Origin of the sequence: Pseudomonas sp. TUM22785 (assembly GCF_028198105.1) — a bacterium.
Classification (GTDB): domain Bacteria; phylum Pseudomonadota; class Gammaproteobacteria; order Pseudomonadales; family Pseudomonadaceae; genus Metapseudomonas; species Metapseudomonas solani.
The window spans coordinates 3,352,825-3,369,875 of record NZ_CP116239.1 but is presented as its reverse complement, the minus strand read 5'-3'; the positions used below and the strand labels follow the sequence as shown (position 1 = coordinate 3,369,875).

Below are 17,051 nucleotides of genomic sequence, written 5' to 3'. Positions count from 1 at the left end.
GTCCTCAGGTGGCGGCGCGGATGCGCCAGATGCCGAAGGGCTGGTGCCAGGGCTCGATGCGCATCCACTGGGTCTTGCCGTGCCAGGTCCAGGTGTGGCCGTTCATCAGGTCCTCGCCGTGGGTGGCGGCGTCCTCGGGCAGGCCCAGTTCCCACAGCGGCAGCTCGAAGTGCGCCTCCTGGGCGTTGTGCGGGTCGAGGCTGATGGCGATGAGGATGAAGTTGGAGCGGTCGGCGGTGCGCTTGCCGAAGTACAGGATGTTGTCGTTCCAGGCGTTGTAGACCTGCAGCCCCAGGTGGGTCTGCAACGCGGGGTTGGCGCGGCGGATGCGGTTGAGCTGGGCGATCTCGCTGACGATGTTGCCGGGGGCCCGGTAGTCGCGCTGGCGCAGCTGGTACTTCTCCGAATCCAGGTACTCCTCCTTGCCCGGCACTGGTGCCGACTCGCAGATCTCGAAGCCCGAGTACATGCCCCAGAGGCCGGAGCCCATGGTCGCCAGGGCGGCGCGGATGAGGAAGGCGGCGCGGCCCTGGCCGTGCAGCGGGAAGGGGTTGATGTCCGGCGTGTTGACGAAGAAGTTCGGCCGGTAGCAGTCGCACAGGGGCGGCTGGTTGAGCTCGGTGAAGTACTGGGCGAGCTCCTCCTTGGTGTTGCGCCAGGTGAAGTAGGTGTAGCTCTGGGTGAAGCCGACCTTGCCCAGGCGCGCCATGACCGCCGGCCGGGTGAAGGCCTCGGCGAGGAAGATCACCTCGGGATGGGCCGCGCGGATGTCGGCGATCAGCCATTCCCAGAACGGCAGCGGCTTGGTGTGCGGGTTGTCGACGCGGAACAGGGTCACGCCCTGCTCCACCCAGCCCTTGACCACGTCGCGCAGGGCCAGCCACAGGTCGGGCTGGGCATCCCGGGCGTAGAAGTCGACGTTGACGATGTCCTCGTACTTCTTCGGCGGGTTCTCGGCGTGGCGGATGCTGCCGTCGGGGCGCCAGCTGAACCAGCCGGGGTGCTGGGCCAGCCAGGGGTGGTCCGGGGAGCACTGGATGGCGAAGTCGAGGGCGATCTCCAGGCCGTGCTCGCGGGCGGCCTGGACCAGGGCCTGGAAGTCCTCGCGGCTGCCCAGTTGCGGGTGGGTGGCCTCGTGGCCGCCCTCGGCACTGCCGATGGCGTAGGGGCTGCCGGGGTCGTCCGGGCCGGCCTTGAGGGAGTTGTTCGGACCCTTGCGGTGGGTACGGCCGATGGGGTGGATGGGCGGGAAGTAGAGCACGTCGAAGCCCATGGCCTGGATGTCCGGCAGCCGCGCGATGACGTCGCGGAAGGTGCCGTGGCGCTTGCCGTCGTTGGCCGCCGAGCGCGGGAACAGCTCGTACCAGCTGGCGAACTCGGCCAACTTGCGTTCCACGTCCAGCGGGTACAGCGGGCTGCGCACACGGTGGGGATGGGCCTCGACCCGGGTCACGGCGGCCACGGTCTCGGGCGCCAGCAGCAGGGCCACGCGCTCGTCGATGGACTGCGTTTCCTCCAGGCGCGTGAGCAACGCCTGCAGCTCGTCCACCAGGGCCGCCGGGGCCTGTTCCAGGGCCTGGCGCAGCAACAGCTCGCCTTCCTGCAGCTCTAGCTTGATGGGCACGCCGGCGCCGTGCTTCTTCGACAGCTCGTAGCAGTAGCTGCCGTAGAGGTCCCACCAGGCTTCCACGGCGAACACCACGCGGCCCACGCGCGGCGGCACGAAGCTGGCCTGCCAGTGGTCATTGCCGAGGAACTCCAGGGGCACGCGCTGCCACTCGGGGTCCTCGACCAGGCGCCAGAGCACCTGGCCGGCGAGCTTGTCGTGGCCGTCGGCGAAGATCACCGCCGTGACGGTGCGAGCCTCGCCCTCGATGGCCTTGGCGGCGAAGCGGCCGCCCTCCAGCTGGGGCTCGACGGACTCGATGGCGATACGCGGGAAGGCCAGGGCCTCATCCAGTTGCAGCGCCCCGGAAAGGCGCGCGGCGGACTCGGCTGGGGTGTTCAGGGACATCGGTCTGGCTCCTTCTGACCGGCGCATGGAGGCCGGCTGGGGCCGCGCCGGGTTGCGGATGTGGTGTGCTAGTTCCGAACCCCCTCGCGGGGCAAAGTTCGAACTTTCTCCGGGGCCACCGGCGGCCGGTTCCGCTGCACGGCACAAGCCATGGCCCCGCACCGCCCCGAGCGGGCATAATCTGCGGCTTTCATCCAGCGGCTCCGCCTCCATGCGCATTCACGTCACCTTCATCGATCGCGTCGGCATCACCCAGGAAGTCCTCGCCCTGCTGGGCGGGCGCAACCTCAACCTGGACGCGGTGGAGATGGTCCCGCCGAACGTCTACATCGATGCGCCCACCCTCAGCGCCGAGGTGCTGGACGAGCTGCGCGGCGCGCTGCACAAGGTGCATGGCGTGCAGGAGGTGACGGTGGTGGACATCCTCCCCGGCCAGCGCCACCGGCTGCAGCTGGATGCACTGCTGGCGGCCATGACCGACCCGGTGCTGGCGGTGGACCAGGACGGCCGCGTGCTGCTGGCCAACCCGGCGCTGCTGGCCCTGCATGGCGGCGAACTGGAAGGCGCGACGCTGGCCCAGCTGTTCGCCGACGACAGCCTGCACAACGTGCTGCGCGAGCAGGGTTTCCGCCTGCCGCTGCGCGAGGTGACGCTCAAGGGCCAGGCGCTGATGCTCGACGCCGTGCCCATCACCGAAGGCGAGCACCTGGCCGGTGCGCTGCTCACCCTTTACCTGCCCAACCGCATCGGCGAACGCCTCTCGGCCCTGCACCACGATCACGCCGAAGGCTTCGACGCGCTGCTGGGCGACTCCCAGCCCATTCGGACCCTCAAGGCCCGCGCCCTGCGCGTGGCGGCCCTGGACGCGCCCCTGCTGATCAACGGCGAGACCGGCACCGGCAAGGAACTGGTGGCGCGGGCCTGCCACGCCGTCAGCGCGCGGCACAACCAGCCGTTCCTGGCGCTGAACTGCGCGGCATTGCCGGAGAACCTCGCCGAAAGCGAGCTGTTCGGCTATGCCCCGGGCGCCTTCACCGGTGCCCAGCGCGGCGGCAAGCCGGGGCTGCTGGAGTTGGCCAACCAGGGCACGGTGTTCCTCGACGAGATCGGCGAGATGTCGCCCTACCTGCAGGCCAAGCTGCTGCGTTTTCTCAGCGATGGCTGCTTCCGCCGGGTGGGCGGCGACCGCGAGGTGAAGGTGGACGTGCGCATCCTCAGCGCCACCCACCGCGACCTGGAGAAGATGGTGGCCGAGGGCAGCTTCCGCGAGGACCTGTTCTACCGCCTCAACGTGCTCAACCTGGAAGTGCCGCCGCTGCGCGAACGGGGGCAGGACATCCTCCTGCTGGCGCGCTTCTTCATGCAGCAGGCCTGCACCCAGATCCAGCGCCCGCCGTGCCGCCTGGCCCCGGGCACCTACCCGGCGCTGCTGGGCAACCGCTGGCCGGGCAACGTGCGCCAGTTGCAGAACGTGATCTTCCGCGCCGCCGCCATCTGCGAAAGCAGCCTGGTAGAAATCGGTGACCTGGACATCGCCGGCACCGCCGTGGCGCGGCAGAACGACGGCGAGGTGAACAGCCTGGAAGAAGCCGTGGAGAACTTCGAGCGCGCACTGCTGGAAAAACTCTTCACCAGCTACCCCTCCACCCGCCAGCTGGCCGCCCGCCTGCAGACCTCCCACACCGCCATCGCCCACCGTTTGCGCAAGTACGGGATACCCGGCAAAAATTGATATGGCACTTCAACAAATATTTATATCTATCTGTTTTTATTGATTATTTTATTAAAAACACCACGTAGGATGGGTAGAGCACCGCGAAACCCATCGAGAATGTGCTGCAGCACAGCATGGGTTTCGCTTCGCTCTACGCCATCCTACGGCGCATAACCTCACTTGATCTCTACATAAATTACATAACATATTGATTTATAAATTATATTTTTATGGACTCACCCGATCTGTATCGATTTCGCTACAGCGTAACGACTCCGTAACAACCTGCCACGCACCCCGCCGTTTCTGCCACTCCCGGCGCCCCCATTGGAAAACCCCTATTTTCTGTAGCGTTTTCGCTACAGTCTTCTTCGCGAAAGACGTCTCGAATTGCGCCCAACCCCTTGTTTTCACTGGGTGAAAGCATCCTGGCACCGCCCTTGCTATGAAGCCGACCAGACAGCACGGGGCGAGGCCCCGTGCGGGGGTCCATAGAGCGCCTGGCAAAGAACCGGGCCACAGCACCGAGGAGTTCCGAATGAGCGAGTTGCGTTTTACCGCCGAACACGAATGGCTGCGCCTGGAGGCCGATGGCCAGGTGACCGTGGGCATCACCGAGTACGCCCAGGAGGCGCTGGGTGACGTGGTCTTCGTGCAGCTCCCGGAGCTCCAGGCCTATGAGCAAGGCGCCGAAGTGGCGGTGCTGGAATCGGTCAAGGCCGCCAGCAACATCGTCATGCCGCTGGACGGCGACGTACTCGAGATCAACGAAGCGCTCAACGACAGCCCCGAACTGGTCAACGAAGACCCGCTCGGCAAGGGCTGGTTCTTCCGCATGCGCCTCGCCGACAACGCCGTGCTGGCCGACCTGATGGACCGCGCCGCGTACGAAGCCCTGATCAAGAACGCCTGAGGAGCCTGACCATGCCCACCCAGACCAACGCCCTCGGCACCGCCAACGAGTTCATCGCCCGCCATATCGGCCCGCGCGAGACCGACATCCAGGCCATGCTCGACCTGCTCGGCCATGCCGACCTGGAATCCCTCAGCGCCAGCGTCATCCCCGACAGCATCAAGGGCACCAGCGTGCTCGACATGGGCCCGGGCCAGAGCGAGGCCGACGCCCTTGCCGCGATCAAGGCCATCGCCGGCAAGAACCAGCTGTTCACCAACTACATCGGCCAGGGCTACTACGGCACCCACACGCCCTCGCCCATCCTGCGCAACCTGCTGGAAAACCCCGCCTGGTACACCGCCTACACCCCTTACCAGCCGGAAATCTCCCAGGGCCGCCTGGAATCGCTGCTCAACTTCCAGACCCTGATCAGCGACCTCACCGGCCTGCCGATCTCCAACGCCTCCCTGCTGGACGAAGGCACCGCTGCCGCCGAAGCCATGACCTTCTGCAAGCGCCTGTCGAAGAACAAGGCCAGCAACGCCTTCTTCGCCTCCCGCCACTGCCACCCGCAGACCCTCGACGTGCTGCGCACCCGTGCCGAGCCCCTGGGCATCGAAGTGGTCGTAGGTGACGAGCGCGAGCTGACCGACGCCGCGCCCTACTTCGGCGCGCTGCTGCAATACCCGGCCAGCAATGGCGACCTGTTCGACAACGCCGAGCTGGTGGAGCGCTTCCACGCCGTCGGCGCCCTGGTGGCCGTGGCCGCCGACCTGCTGGCCCTGACCCTGCTCAAGGCGCCGGGCGAATTCGGTGCCGACGTGGCCCTGGGCAGCGCCCAGCGCTTTGGCGTGCCCCAGGGCTTCGGTGGCCCGCACGCGGCCTACTTCGCCACCCGCGATGCCTTCAAGCGCGACATGCCGGGCCGCCTCGTCGGCGTCTCCATCGACCGCCACGGCAAGCCGGCCCTGCGCCTGGCCATGCAGACCCGCGAGCAGCACATCCGCCGCGAGAAGGCCACCAGCAACATCTGCACCGCCCAGGTGCTGCTGGCCAACATCGCCAGCATGTACGCCATCTACCACGGCCCGCAGGGGCTGACCCGCATCGCCAAGCGCGTGCACCAGCTCACCGCCATCCTGGCCCAGGGCCTGGCCAAGCTGGGCGTCACCGTCGAGCAGCAGAGCTTCTTCGACACCCTGACCCTGGCCACCGGCGCCCGCACCGCCGAGCTGCACGCCAACGCCCGCATGCAACGCATCAACCTGCGCGTGGTCGACGACCAGCGCCTGGGCCTGTCCCTCGACGAGACCACCACCCAGGCCAGCATCGAAGCGCTGTGGACCCTGTTCGCCGATGGCCAGGCCCTGCCCGCCTTCGCCGAGCTGGCCGCCACCATCCCCAGCCGCCTGCCCACCGCGCTGCTGCGCGAGTCGGCGATCCTCGCCCACCCGGTATTCAACCGCTACCACTCGGAAACCGAGCTGATGCGCTACATGCGCAAGCTGGCCGACAAGGACCTGGCGCTGGACCGCAGCATGATCCCGCTGGGCTCCTGCACCATGAAGCTGAACGCCGCCAGCGAGATGATCCCGGTCACCTGGGCCGAGTTCGGCAACCTGCACCCCTTCGCCCCGGCCGAGCAGTCCCAGGGCTACCAGCAACTGACCACCGAGCTGGAAGCCATGCTCTGCGCCGCCACCGGCTACGACGCCGTGTCGCTGCAGCCCAACGCCGGCTCCCAGGGTGAATACGCCGGCCTGCTGGCCATCCGCGCCTACCACCTGAGCCGCGGCGACGACCAGCGCGACATCTGCCTGATCCCGCAATCGGCCCACGGCACCAACCCGGCCACCGCCAACATGGCCGGCATGCGCGTGGTGGTGACCGCCTGCGACGCCCGCGGCAACGTCGACATCGCCGACCTCAAGGCCAAGGCCGAAGAGCACCGCGAGCGCCTCGCCGCGATCATGATCACCTACCCCTCCACCCACGGCGTGTTCGAGGAAGGCATCCGCGAAATCTGCGAGATCATCCACGCCAACGGCGGCCAGGTGTACATCGACGGCGCCAACATGAACGCCATGGTCGGCCTCTGCGCCCCGGGCCAGTTTGGCGGCGACGTGTCCCACCTGAACCTGCACAAGACCTTCTGCATCCCCCACGGCGGTGGCGGCCCGGGCGTCGGCCCGATCGGCGTCAAGTCGCACCTGGCGCCCTTCCTGCCCGGCCACGGCCATATGGAGCGCAAGGAAGGCGCGGTGAGCGCCGCGCCCTTCGGCAGCGCCAGCATCCTGCCGATCACCTGGATGTACATCCGCATGATGGGCGGCGCCGGCCTGCGCCGCGCCTCGCAGCTGGCGATCCTCAACGCCAACTACATCGCCCGTCGCCTGGAAGAGCACTACCCGGTGCTCTACACCGGCACCAACGGCCTGGTGGCCCACGAGTGCATCCTCGACCTGCGCCCCCTCAAGGACAGCAGCGGCATCAGCGTCGACGACGTGGCCAAGCGCCTGATCGACTTCGGCTTCCACGCCCCGACCATGTCCTTCCCGGTGGCCGGCACGCTGATGATCGAGCCGACCGAGAGCGAATCCAAGGAAGAGCTGGACCGCTTCTGCGACGCCATGATCCGCATCCGCAACGAGATCCGCGCGGTGGAAACCGGTGCCCTGGACGCCAACGACAACCCGCTGAAGAACGCCCCGCACACCGCGGCGGAGCTGGTCGGCGAGTGGACCCACCCCTACAGCCGCGAACAGGCCGTGTACCCGACCGCCAGCCTGGTGGAAGGCAAGTACTGGCCGCCGGTGGGCCGCGTCGACAACGTCTTCGGCGACCGCAATCTGGTCTGTGCCTGCCCGTCCATCGAGGCGTACCAGGACGCCTGATCGGCACGTGATCGCGGGGGCGGGTTCATTCGTGGATGAACTCGCCCCTACGCACCGCCTTGCGCTTCAACGGTCGGGCCGCGAGGCCCGATCCCTCCCAGTGTCTACGCTGACCCAATAACAACGAGCGCGATCCAGGCTCAGGAGCGACACCATGTCCCTCAGCGTCTTCGACCTGTTCAAGATCGGTATCGGCCCCTCCAGCTCCCACACGGTCGGCCCCATGCGGGCGGCCGCACGCTTCGTCGACGGCTTGCGTCGCGAAGGCCTGCTGGCGGGCACGGAAACCCTGAAGGTGGAGCTCTACGGCTCCCTCGGCGCCACCGGCAAGGGCCACGGCAGCGACAAGGCCGTGCTGCTCGGCCTCGAAGGCGAGCAACCCGACACCGTGGACACCAGCGGCATCGACGAGCGCCTGGCGCACATGCGCAAGAACGGCGAACTGCGCCTGGGTGGCGAAAAGACCATCCGCTTCGTCGAGAGGGATCACCTGGCGATGATCCGCAAGCCCTTGCCCTTCCACCCCAACGGCATGATCTTCCGCGCCTTCGACGCCGCCGGGCTGCAACTGCGCTCCCGCGAGTACTACTCGGTGGGGGGCGGCTTCGTGGTGGACGAGGAAGCGGCCGGGCACGACCGCATCGTCGAAGACCAGACCCCGCTCGCCCACCCCTTCAAGACCGGCAAGGAACTGCTCGCCCACTGCGCCACCAGCGGCCTCTCCATCAGCGCGCTGATGCGCGAGAACGAAAAGGCCTGGCGCAGCCCCGAGGAAACCAGCGCCGGGCTGCAGCGCATCTGGCAGGTGATGCAGGACTGCGTGAAGGCCGGCTGCCGCAAGGAAGGCATCATGCCCGGCGGGCTCAAGGTCAAGCGCCGCGCCGCCGCGCTGTTCCGCCAGCTCAGCGAGCGCCCGGAAGCCGCCCTGCGCGACAGCCTGACGGTGCTTGACTGGGTCAACCTCTACGCCCTGGCGGTGAACGAGGAAAACGCCACCGGCGGCCGCGTGGTCACCGCGCCCACCAACGGCGCGGCGGGCATCGTCCCGGCGGTGCTGCACTACTACGCGCGCTTCGTGCCCGGCGCCAATGACGAAGGCGTGGAGCGCTTCCTGCTCACCGCCGCCGCCATAGGCATCCTCTACAAGGAGAACGCCTCCATCTCCGGCGCCGAAGTGGGCTGCCAGGGCGAAGTCGGCGTGGCCTGTTCCATGGCCGCCGGTGCGCTCTGCGAAGTCATGGGCGGCACCGTGCAGCAGGTGGAAAACGCCGCCGAAATCGGCATGGAACACAACCTGGGGCTGACCTGCGACCCGGTCGGCGGCCTGGTGCAGGTGCCCTGCATCGAGCGCAACGCCATGGGCTCGGTCAAGGCCATCAACGCCGCCCGCATGGCCCTGCGCGGCGACGGCCAGCACTTCATCTCCCTGGACAAGGTCATCCGCACCATGCGCCAGACCGGTGCCGATATGAAGAGCAAATACAAGGAAACCGCTCGCGGCGGTCTTGCCGTGAACATCATTGAATGTTGAGAGCAGCGGCAAGCTTCAAGCCGCAAGCTTCAAGTGAAAACACCGTTTTGCTGCCACCTGCTTGCGGCTTGCCGCTTGTGGCTTGCAGCTTCCGAAGGAGATTTACATGACCCTCGCAAAGACCCCCTTGCACAGCCTCCACCTCGAACTCGGAGCGAAAATGGTTCCCTTCGCCGGCTACGACATGCCGGTGCAGTACCCGCTCGGCGTGATGAAGGAGCACCTGCACACCCGTGAGCAGGCCGGGCTGTTCGATGTGTCCCACATGGGCCAGATCCGCCTGCGCGGCAGCGACGCCGCCAAGGCCCTGGAGAGCCTGGTGCCGGTGGACATCATCGACCTGCCGGTGGGCCTGCAGCGCTATGCCGTGTTCACCGATGCCAACGGCGGCATCCTCGACGACCTGATGGTGGCGCGCCTGGGGGCGGACGAGCTGTTCCTGGTGGTCAACGCCGCCTGCAAGGACCAGGACCTGGCCCACCTGCGCGCGCACCTCAGCGACCGCTGCGAGATCGAGCCGCTGTTCGAGGAACGCGCCCTGCTCGCCCTGCAGGGCCCGGCGGCGGTCACCGTGCTGGCACGCCTGGCGCCCGAGGTGGCGAAGATGACCTTCATGCAGTTCGGCAGTGCCCGCCTGCTGGGCGTCGAGTGCTACGTCAGCCGCTCCGGCTACACCGGTGAGGATGGCTACGAGATCTCCGTGCCCGCCGACAAGGCCGAGACCCTGGCCCGCGCCCTGCTGGCCGAACCGGAAGTCCAGGCCATCGGCCTCGGCGCCCGCGACTCGCTGCGCCTGGAAGCCGGCCTGTGCCTCTACGGCCACGACATGGACACCGCCACCACCCCCATCGACGCCAGCCTTGCCTGGGCCATCTCCAAGGTGCGTCGTGCCGATGGCGAGCGCGCCGGCGGCTTCCCCGGCGCCGAGCGCATCTTCGCCCAGCAGCGTGAAGGCGTCGCTGCCAAGCGCGTTGGCCTGCTGCCCCAGGAGCGCGTACCGGTGCGTGAAGGCGCCGAGATCGTCGACGCCGACGGCACCGTGATCGGCCGCGTCAGCAGCGGCGGCTTCGGCCCCACCCTGGGCGCCCCGGTGGCCATGGGCTATGTGAACGCCGCCCATGCCGCCCTCGACAGCGAGATCTGGGCCGTGGTGCGCGGCAAGCGCGTGGCGATGAAAGTCGCCAAGACCCCCTTCGTGCCGCAGCGCTACTACCGCGGCTAACGCTTCACCCTCGATGCCCCGCAGGCTCCCCCAGCCGAAGCGAGGCCCTCAAGGCGGCGGTGCAAACCGCCGCCTTTTCTTTTTCCGGCACTCCGACCCAAGGCAGGGCCTATCCCGGAATGTAGGGTGGAGGTCGCTCTTTACCTCCACCGGCGATGCCCGGTGTCACAACCCAATCCCGAACCGTGCCACACCGCCGTAGGTTGGCGCCGAGCGCAGCGAGGCCCAACGGTGGTCAATGGGAAGGTGCCAAGGCTGTTCGCGAGCAGAGCTCGCTCCTACGGGCGGGGGTCGAGGTGGATTGCGTAGGGCGGGTGAAACCCGCGTGGTTCAGCGCGCAACGACGTCGGGTTGCACCCGACCTACGACCTTGTACCGGAGCGATCCTGTGGGAGCGGTTTCAAGCGCGAATTGCACCGTGCCCGACCATCGCGAATGAATTCGCTCCCACAAAAACGGGTACAGGCGGGCCTCCGCAGGCCGCTCAAATCATCACATTAAAGATTACAAATCGCTCGTAACCCATTGATTCATATGAAATTGAAAAATCTAGAATTTACTTTAACTTCTGCCGACATCCAGTTGAAAACAGGCGATTCAGGCGCCGAAACCTCGCCGTAATACTTCTGGCATATCTCCGTCATCTCGTCGTCACACGACTCGGGCAGATTCGCGTCTCACCAATCCTGGGGAGGACCATGAAATGCCCTGCAAGAAAAACCTGATCAAATCGCTGACCCTGGCCGCGCTGGCCGTCGCCATCTCCGCCTGCAGCACCCCGCCGGCCGCTCCGGCCAAGGTCGAGGCGCTGAACAACGAAGACTGGTACCAGGTCCGTACCGAGAAGGAACTGTTCGTCTTCGACGACTACGCCACCTACCGCGGCTATATCGAGAACGGCACTGCCCCGCTGAAGAAGGCAACCGGCAAGAAAGACGGCTTCGACCGCGACATCACCCTGATCCTCAAAGCCGAAGACCAGGGCAAGGAAGCCAAGACCAGCGCCCAGCGCTTCCTCGACGTGAGCCTGCCGCCGGCCCTGCCGTTCTACGGCGAGCTGCGTGACGAAGACGGCATCATTTACGTATTCAGCCGCTACGGCGACATGATCGACATGTACAAGATCGGCGAGCCCACCTTCAGCTACGTCGACATCGGCGGCGGCCCGCAAGGCCAGCGCGTGGTCTACGTCCTGACCAAGGAAGAGCCCAAGCCCGAGAAGCAGATCGCCCTGTTCCACAGCAAATACAACATGTGATCCGCTAAGCACGGTCACCCGACGGCAGCGCCTTGGCGCTGCCGTTTTCATTTGTGCGGAAAATACCGGCTTTTTGTAGGGGCGAATTCATTGGCTCTGTCTGCGTTAAGTGTTGCTAGAAGAATTGAGCCCAGCTGATTGCCGAGTTTTGTTGGTGCTTCTGATTTCGCCCCCCCCGGGCGAGTCCCTTTTAACAATCGCCTTAAAAGGAACCAAAAGGGCTTGCCCCATCATCCGGCCCGACTGCGTCGGGTTCCCTCACTCCATCGTTGCTCTGGGGGCCGGCGCGATGGGCCATCCATGGCCTGGCGCGCCTCTCGCGGCATCCATGCCGCTCGTCCCCCGGCGCAACGACTGCGTTCGGCCTCCTGGAGGGGCGTTGGCGGCTGCTCCAACTTTCTTCGTCCAGCGCATCACCACAGGTGCGCACGGGCTTTCGTAGGATGGTGTAGAGCGAAGCGAAACCCATGCGGTGGAGGTGGCACAAACCCTCAAGCGCCCGGAAAGTACCGTGCTTGAGCGCCTGCATTAAAACCACAACAGCTAACGCAGACAGAGCCAATTCATTCGCGAAGGAACCCGACACCAACCCACCCGGGAGCACCCGTAGGGGCGAATTCATTCGCCCAAGGGCAACGCAGTTGCCCGCCGTGCCCCCGCTCGCACCCACCCTCTTGGCCGCGCCCCCGCATCCGCCCCATACCCCTCGCACCCACGCCCCAACGTCCGCAATCGCGATCCCGACAGGCGACACGGAGCGGATTGGGGCCATGTGGCAGCGCTGCGCGCTGCCTGGGCGAATGAATTCGCCCCTACAGTCGCGCAATCCAAGAGCACCTAGTGCTGGTAGCGCTTGCGGTATTCGCCGGGAGAGACGCCGAAGCGCGCCTTGAAGGCCGTGGAGAAGTAGCTGGAGTCCGAGAAGCCCCAGGAGTAGCCGAGGGCCGAGAGCTTGTGCTCGGCGGCGCCCAGGCGCAGGGATTCGGCGCAGAAATCCAGCCGGCGGTTCTTGATGTACTGCGCCACCACCAGGCCCTTGCGCGAGAACATGCGGTACAGGCCGCGCACCGAAACCCCCACCTCGCGAGCCAGCAGCTCGGGGCAGAGCTCCTCGGAGCGGATGTGCGCATCGATGAAGTCCAGGGTCTTGCGGAACGCCCGCTCATGGGGATCGGCATCCCCTTCGGCGGCACTGATGGCCGGGCGCAGCAGGCTGACCACCGCCTCCAGGGTCGCCTCGCTCTCGTGCTGGCTGAGGCACTCGTGCTGGCTGGCCTCAAGGATCAGGCGATGGGTGAGCAGCGCGATGGGCGAGGTGGCGGCGATCTTCTGCGCGCAGCGCACGCTGCCGTAGCGCAGATTCTGTTCCACCAGGTGGCGCGGCAGGATCAGCGACAGCTGCCGGGAGTTGGCGCCGTAGGTGAAGTCGCTGGGCAGCGAGGAGTCGATCAGGGTGATGTCGCCAGGGGCCAGGCGCACGCGGTTGCCGCCCTGCTCCATGTTCGACTCGCCCTGCAGCTGGAAGGCGGCGAAGAAGTGTCGGCTGTCGCTCTGCGCCACCTCATGCTCGGTACGGTAGAGCCGGGCCTGGGCGACGTCGACGAAGCTGAGCTTGATCGCGCCGGATTTGTATTCGCGGACCGCCCCGGAGAATTCCTCCCCGAGGGTCTTGGCGCAGAAGCGCCCGCAAACCTGGTTGATCCGCTGCAACCATTCGTCGAAGCGGTCGGTTCTCAGTGCACGTGCAGTCATGGCCATGGAGCCTCTGGCTAGCTTTCTTATTGTTATTCAAGGCCGCATCGAGGCGACCTTCGTTCATTCTTCCTCCGTGCCATCCCGCAACCTGCGGTGCGGCCCGGCGGATCACGCCAAGCACTTCGCCCTCCTGGGCATTTCGAGACAGGAGCCCTATTTAAGCCCGCCGAATCGCCGATAGAAACTTTCGCCGACATCCGGCAGCGGACCGTCGGCGGTTTCCAGTGCGCCATTGAGCCACTCCTCGGCCTTGGCTTGCACCAGGCGGTAGATATTGCGGCACAGCTGGCGCGCCGCACGCCCCTCCCAGTCACCCGGCAACAGCTCGTCGGGCAGCTGCGGGTCACGCAGCAGCAATTTGCGGTACTCGTGTATCAGCAGGGTTCGTGCCAGGAAGCAGTCCTGCGGCTGCAGCGCCTCCTGTTCGCGCAGCGCCTGCCACAACGGGCGGAACAGCTGGATGAATTCGCTGTAGTGCGCCGCCAGCTCGTCGATGTTCCAGCTCTCGCGAACCTGCATGCGCAGAGCCCTGGAGGCGAGCACATCCTGGGCGGTGGTCTCGAAGACGATGGTTTCCTCCAGGGCCTCGAGGTCCTGCAGGGTGGCGTTCACATCCATGCGATCGCAGCGCGGGCAGGCCAGCACGATGGGGGAAATCGCACCAAAACCTTGCCACTCCAGCTCCTCGCGCACCTGTTTGCGCTTCTCCTGGGGCAGCTGCGAGAGCATCACCAGGCACCAGGAACCGTCCCAGGCCGGCAGGCTGGAGCTGTACACACGCTTGAAGGCCTTTTCGAAACGCCGCCGCCCGGTGCCGGTGAGGCTGTAGTAGCTGCGCCGGCCGACCTTCTCGGCAGTGAGCCAGCCTTCCTTGGTCAGGCGGAAGATCGAGGTACGGATCAGCCGCTCGTTGACGCCGATGGGCTCCAGCAGCTGGATCAGGCTGCCCAGCCACACGGTGCCGCCATGGGGTTCGATGGCATCGCCATAGAGGGTGATGATCAGCGAGCTGGCGCGCAGCGGCGTCTGCTCCTGGAAACGGGTGATGAGGTGCTGCAGGGGAGCGAGGGACGTCATGGGCGAACCGGGCGCTGGAAAGTTGCCGAATATACCCGCCGCATCGGCGCGCTGACCACAGTCGCGCTCATGCCGATTCCCCCTTTGGGCGCAGGCCGTCGACGCGGTTGCGCGGGCGATCCGGCTCCACCGCCGGCAGCGGCTCGCAGGCCACCATGCTCGCCATGCAGCGCCGCGCCAGCGCTTGGTACTCCTGGGTGCCGCGCTGCTTCCAGGCCACCTCCTCGTCGCTGAGGCGGCGCTTCACCTGCGCCGGCGCACCCATGACCAGGGACTGCTCCGGGCACTCGAAGCGCGCCTTGACGAAGGCCGCGGCGGAGACGAAGGAGCGCGCACCGATATGGGCGCCATCCATCACCACCGCATTCATGCCCACCAGGGCGTCCTCGCCGATGCGGCAGCCGTGCAGCACCGCGCCGTGGCCGATGTGGCCGTTGCGCTCCACCACCGTGTCGCTTTCCGGGAAGCCGTGCATCACGCAGGTGTCCTGGATGTTGGCGCCCTCCTCCAGGACGATCCGCCCGAAGTCGCCACGCAGGCTGGCCAGCGGGCCCACATAACAGTTGGGGCCGATGATCACGTCGCCGATCAGCACCGCCGAAGGGTGCACGTAGGCGCTCGGGTCCACCACCGGAACCAGGCCGTCGAGGCTGTAGCAGGTCATGGCGCGACACCCCGCGCGACGGGCTGTAGAGGGAAAAGGCGGCTCATGGTCGGTCCTCGCAGGGCGATGCCGCAACGGAAAGCGATGCGACGGATGACGCAACTTGTATCACATCATTTTTATCGGATAAAGCAGGCAATCGCGTATCGGTTGGTGCGAGGCCCACGCCCGCCTCGCGAAACCCGCATGAATACTGGATAAACCTCCCGGGAAAGGGCAGCAGGCCAGCACTCGGATACCCATCGAAGCATGGAAAGCCACCCCATTAGAGACACATAAATACGATTTAATACTTATTGTTTTGTATCGCTTCATGCGTATACTCCGGAAAAACGCCAGCCCGCCCAACGGACGAACGCCTGGCAATCCAACAACAAAGCCCGGCCCAGATGCCGTGCGTGCACCCTGAGGGCCCGTTCCATGCCCGAGACTCTTGCCGTCCTGCCCCCTGACCGGGGCGTGCGCCTGATCACCCTGCAGCGCCCGGAGGCGCTCAACGCCCTGAACACCCGGCTGCTGGGCGAACTGGCCCAGGAACTGGACGATGCGGAACACGACCCGCAGACCCGCGTGGTGGTGATCACCGGCAGCCGCAAGGCCTTCGCCGCCGGCGCCGACCTCAACGAGATGGCCGAGCGCGACCTGGTGGGCATCCTCGACGACCCGCGCCAGGCGCACTGGCAGCGCATCACCCGCTTCCCCAAACCCCTGATCGCCGCGGTCAACGGCTTCGCCCTCGGCGGCGGCTGCGAACTGGCCATGCACGCCGACATCCTCATCGCCGGCGAGGACGCCCGCTTCGGCCAGCCGGAAATCAACCTCGGCATCATGCCCGGCGCCGGTGGTACCCAGCGCCTGCTGCGCGCCGTGGGCAAGTCCCTGGCCATGCAGATGGTGCTCAGCGGCGAGGCCATCGACGCCCGCCACGCCCTGCGCGCCGGCCTGGTCAGCGAGGTGACCCAGCCGGAATTCACCGTCGAACGCGCCCTGGCCATCGCCCGCGTCATCGCCGGCAAGGCACCCCTGGCGCTGCGCCTGGCCAAGGAGGCGCTGCTCAAGGCACAGGACACCGACCTCGCCAGCGGCCTGCGCTTCGAGCGCCATGCCTTCACCCTGCTGGCCGGCACCGCCGACCGCGAAGAAGGCCTCGCCGCCTTCCGCGAGAAACGCACCCCCGAATTCACCGGCCGCTGACCCGGCCGCCCACAACTCGACTCCATAGAGCGCACGCCATGAATTTCGAGCACATCCTGTTTTCCATCGAGGCCGGGGTCGCCACCCTCAGCCTCAACCGCCCCGAACAGCTCAACAGCTTCAACGCCGCTATGCATGGCGAGGTCCGCGAGGCCCTCAAGCGCGTGCGCCAGGACCCGGAGGTGCGCGTACTGCTGCTCACTGGCGAGGGCCGCGGCTTCTGCGCCGGGCAGGACCTGGCCGACCGCAACGTCGCGCCAGGCGCCGAAATGCCCGACCTGGGGCTGTCCATCGAGCGCTTCTACAACCCGCTGATCCGCGCCCTGCGCGACCTGCCGCTGCCGGTGATCTGCGCGGTCAACGGCGTGGCCGCCGGTGCCGGCGCCAACATCCCGCTGGCCTGCGACCTGGTGCTGGCGGCGCGCTCCGCGAGCTTCATCCAGGCCTTCTGCAAGATCGGCCTGGTGCCCGATTCCGGTGGCACCTGGAGCCTGCCGCGCCTGGTCGGCATGGCCCGCGCCAAGGCCCTGGCCCTGCTCGGCGACCGGCTGACCGCCGAACAGGCCGAGCAATGGGGGCTGATCCACCGCGTGGTGGACGACACCGCGCTGCGCGACGAGGCCCTGAAGCTGGCGCGCCACCTGGCCACCCAGCCCACCTACGGCCTGGCCCTGATCAAGCGCGCCCTCAACGCCAGCCTGGACAACGGCTTCGACCAGCAGCTGGAACTGGAACGCGACCTGCAGCGCCTCGCCGGCCGCAGCGAGGACTACCGCGAAGGCGTTGGCGCCTTCATGGAGAAACGCACCCCGAGCTTCAAAGGACGCTGAGCC

Annotated in this window: 12 protein-coding genes; 8 read left to right on the top strand and 4 right to left on the bottom strand. The window is 66.8% G+C overall.

Features of this window, described 5'->3' with window-relative positions:
• Positions 1-4: 4 nt before the first annotated feature.
• Positions 5-2,014 carry an alpha-1,4-glucan--maltose-1-phosphate maltosyltransferase gene (locus PI990_RS15380; protein ID WP_271661179.1) on the bottom strand — a complete coding sequence of 670 codons (2,010 nt, stop codon included), beginning with the start codon at positions 2,012-2,014 and terminating at the stop codon, positions 5-7.
• A gap of 211 nt (positions 2,015-2,225) precedes the next feature.
• On the opposite strand from PI990_RS15380, the gene PI990_RS15375 reads away from it, so the two are divergent.
• The 6 genes from PI990_RS15375 (at position 2,226) to PI990_RS15350 (ending at position 11,528) form a co-directional block, all read left to right on the top strand.
• Positions 2,226-3,746: a sigma-54-dependent transcriptional regulator gene (locus PI990_RS15375; protein ID WP_271661178.1), complete on the top strand. Its 1,521-nt coding sequence runs from the start codon at positions 2,226-2,228 to the stop codon at positions 3,744-3,746.
• A gap of 520 nt (positions 3,747-4,266) precedes the next feature.
• Positions 4,267-4,641, top strand: a complete 375-nt coding sequence (gene gcvH / locus PI990_RS15370; RefSeq protein WP_021217648.1) for a glycine cleavage system protein GcvH — start codon at positions 4,267-4,269, stop codon at positions 4,639-4,641.
• A gap of 11 nt (positions 4,642-4,652) precedes the next feature.
• A complete protein-coding gene (gene gcvP, locus PI990_RS15365) occupies positions 4,653-7,517 on the top strand; it encodes an aminomethyl-transferring glycine dehydrogenase (protein WP_271661177.1) in 2,865 nt (954 codons plus the stop codon).
• 154 nt (positions 7,518-7,671) lie between these two features.
• Positions 7,672-9,048 carry an L-serine ammonia-lyase gene (locus PI990_RS15360; RefSeq protein WP_184492229.1) on the top strand — a complete coding sequence of 459 codons (1,377 nt, stop codon included), beginning with the start codon at positions 7,672-7,674 and terminating at the stop codon, positions 9,046-9,048.
• A gap of 106 nt (positions 9,049-9,154) precedes the next feature.
• Positions 9,155-10,270 carry a glycine cleavage system aminomethyltransferase GcvT gene (gcvT, locus tag PI990_RS15355; protein WP_271661176.1) on the top strand — a complete coding sequence of 372 codons (1,116 nt, stop codon included), beginning with the start codon at positions 9,155-9,157 and terminating at the stop codon, positions 10,268-10,270.
• Between the two features lie 703 nt (positions 10,271-10,973).
• The gene (locus PI990_RS15350; RefSeq protein WP_263401865.1) at positions 10,974-11,528 is read left to right on the top strand and encodes a hypothetical protein; all 555 of its coding nucleotides are present in this window, start codon (positions 10,974-10,976) and stop codon (positions 11,526-11,528) included.
• Between the two features lie 837 nt (positions 11,529-12,365).
• Here PI990_RS15350 and feaR read toward each other — a convergent pair.
• The 3 genes from feaR to paaY all read right to left on the bottom strand — a co-directional run bounded on the left by feaR (position 12,366) and on the right by paaY (position 15,024).
• Positions 12,366-13,280, bottom strand: coding sequence for a transcriptional regulator FeaR (feaR, locus tag PI990_RS15345; RefSeq protein ID WP_031286962.1), 915 nt, complete (start codon positions 13,278-13,280; stop codon positions 12,366-12,368).
• 156 nt (positions 13,281-13,436) lie between these two features.
• Positions 13,437-14,360, bottom strand: a complete 924-nt coding sequence (paaX, locus tag PI990_RS15340) for a phenylacetic acid degradation operon negative regulatory protein PaaX (RefSeq protein WP_111262644.1) — start codon at positions 14,358-14,360, stop codon at positions 13,437-13,439.
• 67 nt (positions 14,361-14,427) lie between these two features.
• Positions 14,428-15,024 carry a phenylacetic acid degradation protein PaaY gene (gene paaY, locus PI990_RS15335; protein WP_271661175.1) on the bottom strand — a complete coding sequence of 199 codons (597 nt, stop codon included), beginning with the start codon at positions 15,022-15,024 and terminating at the stop codon, positions 14,428-14,430.
• Positions 15,025-15,444: 420 nt separating this feature from the next.
• Between paaY and paaF the strand changes: the two genes are divergently transcribed.
• Positions 15,445-16,218: a 2,3-dehydroadipyl-CoA hydratase PaaF gene (gene paaF / locus PI990_RS15330; protein ID WP_271661174.1), complete on the top strand. Its 774-nt coding sequence runs from the start codon at positions 15,445-15,447 to the stop codon at positions 16,216-16,218.
• Between the two features lie 38 nt (positions 16,219-16,256).
• Positions 16,257-17,048 (top strand): 2-(1,2-epoxy-1,2-dihydrophenyl)acetyl-CoA isomerase PaaG, encoded by a 792-nt coding sequence (paaG, locus tag PI990_RS15325; protein ID WP_271661173.1) that lies wholly within the window; start codon positions 16,257-16,259, stop codon positions 17,046-17,048.
• Positions 17,049-17,051 lie beyond the last annotated feature (3 nt).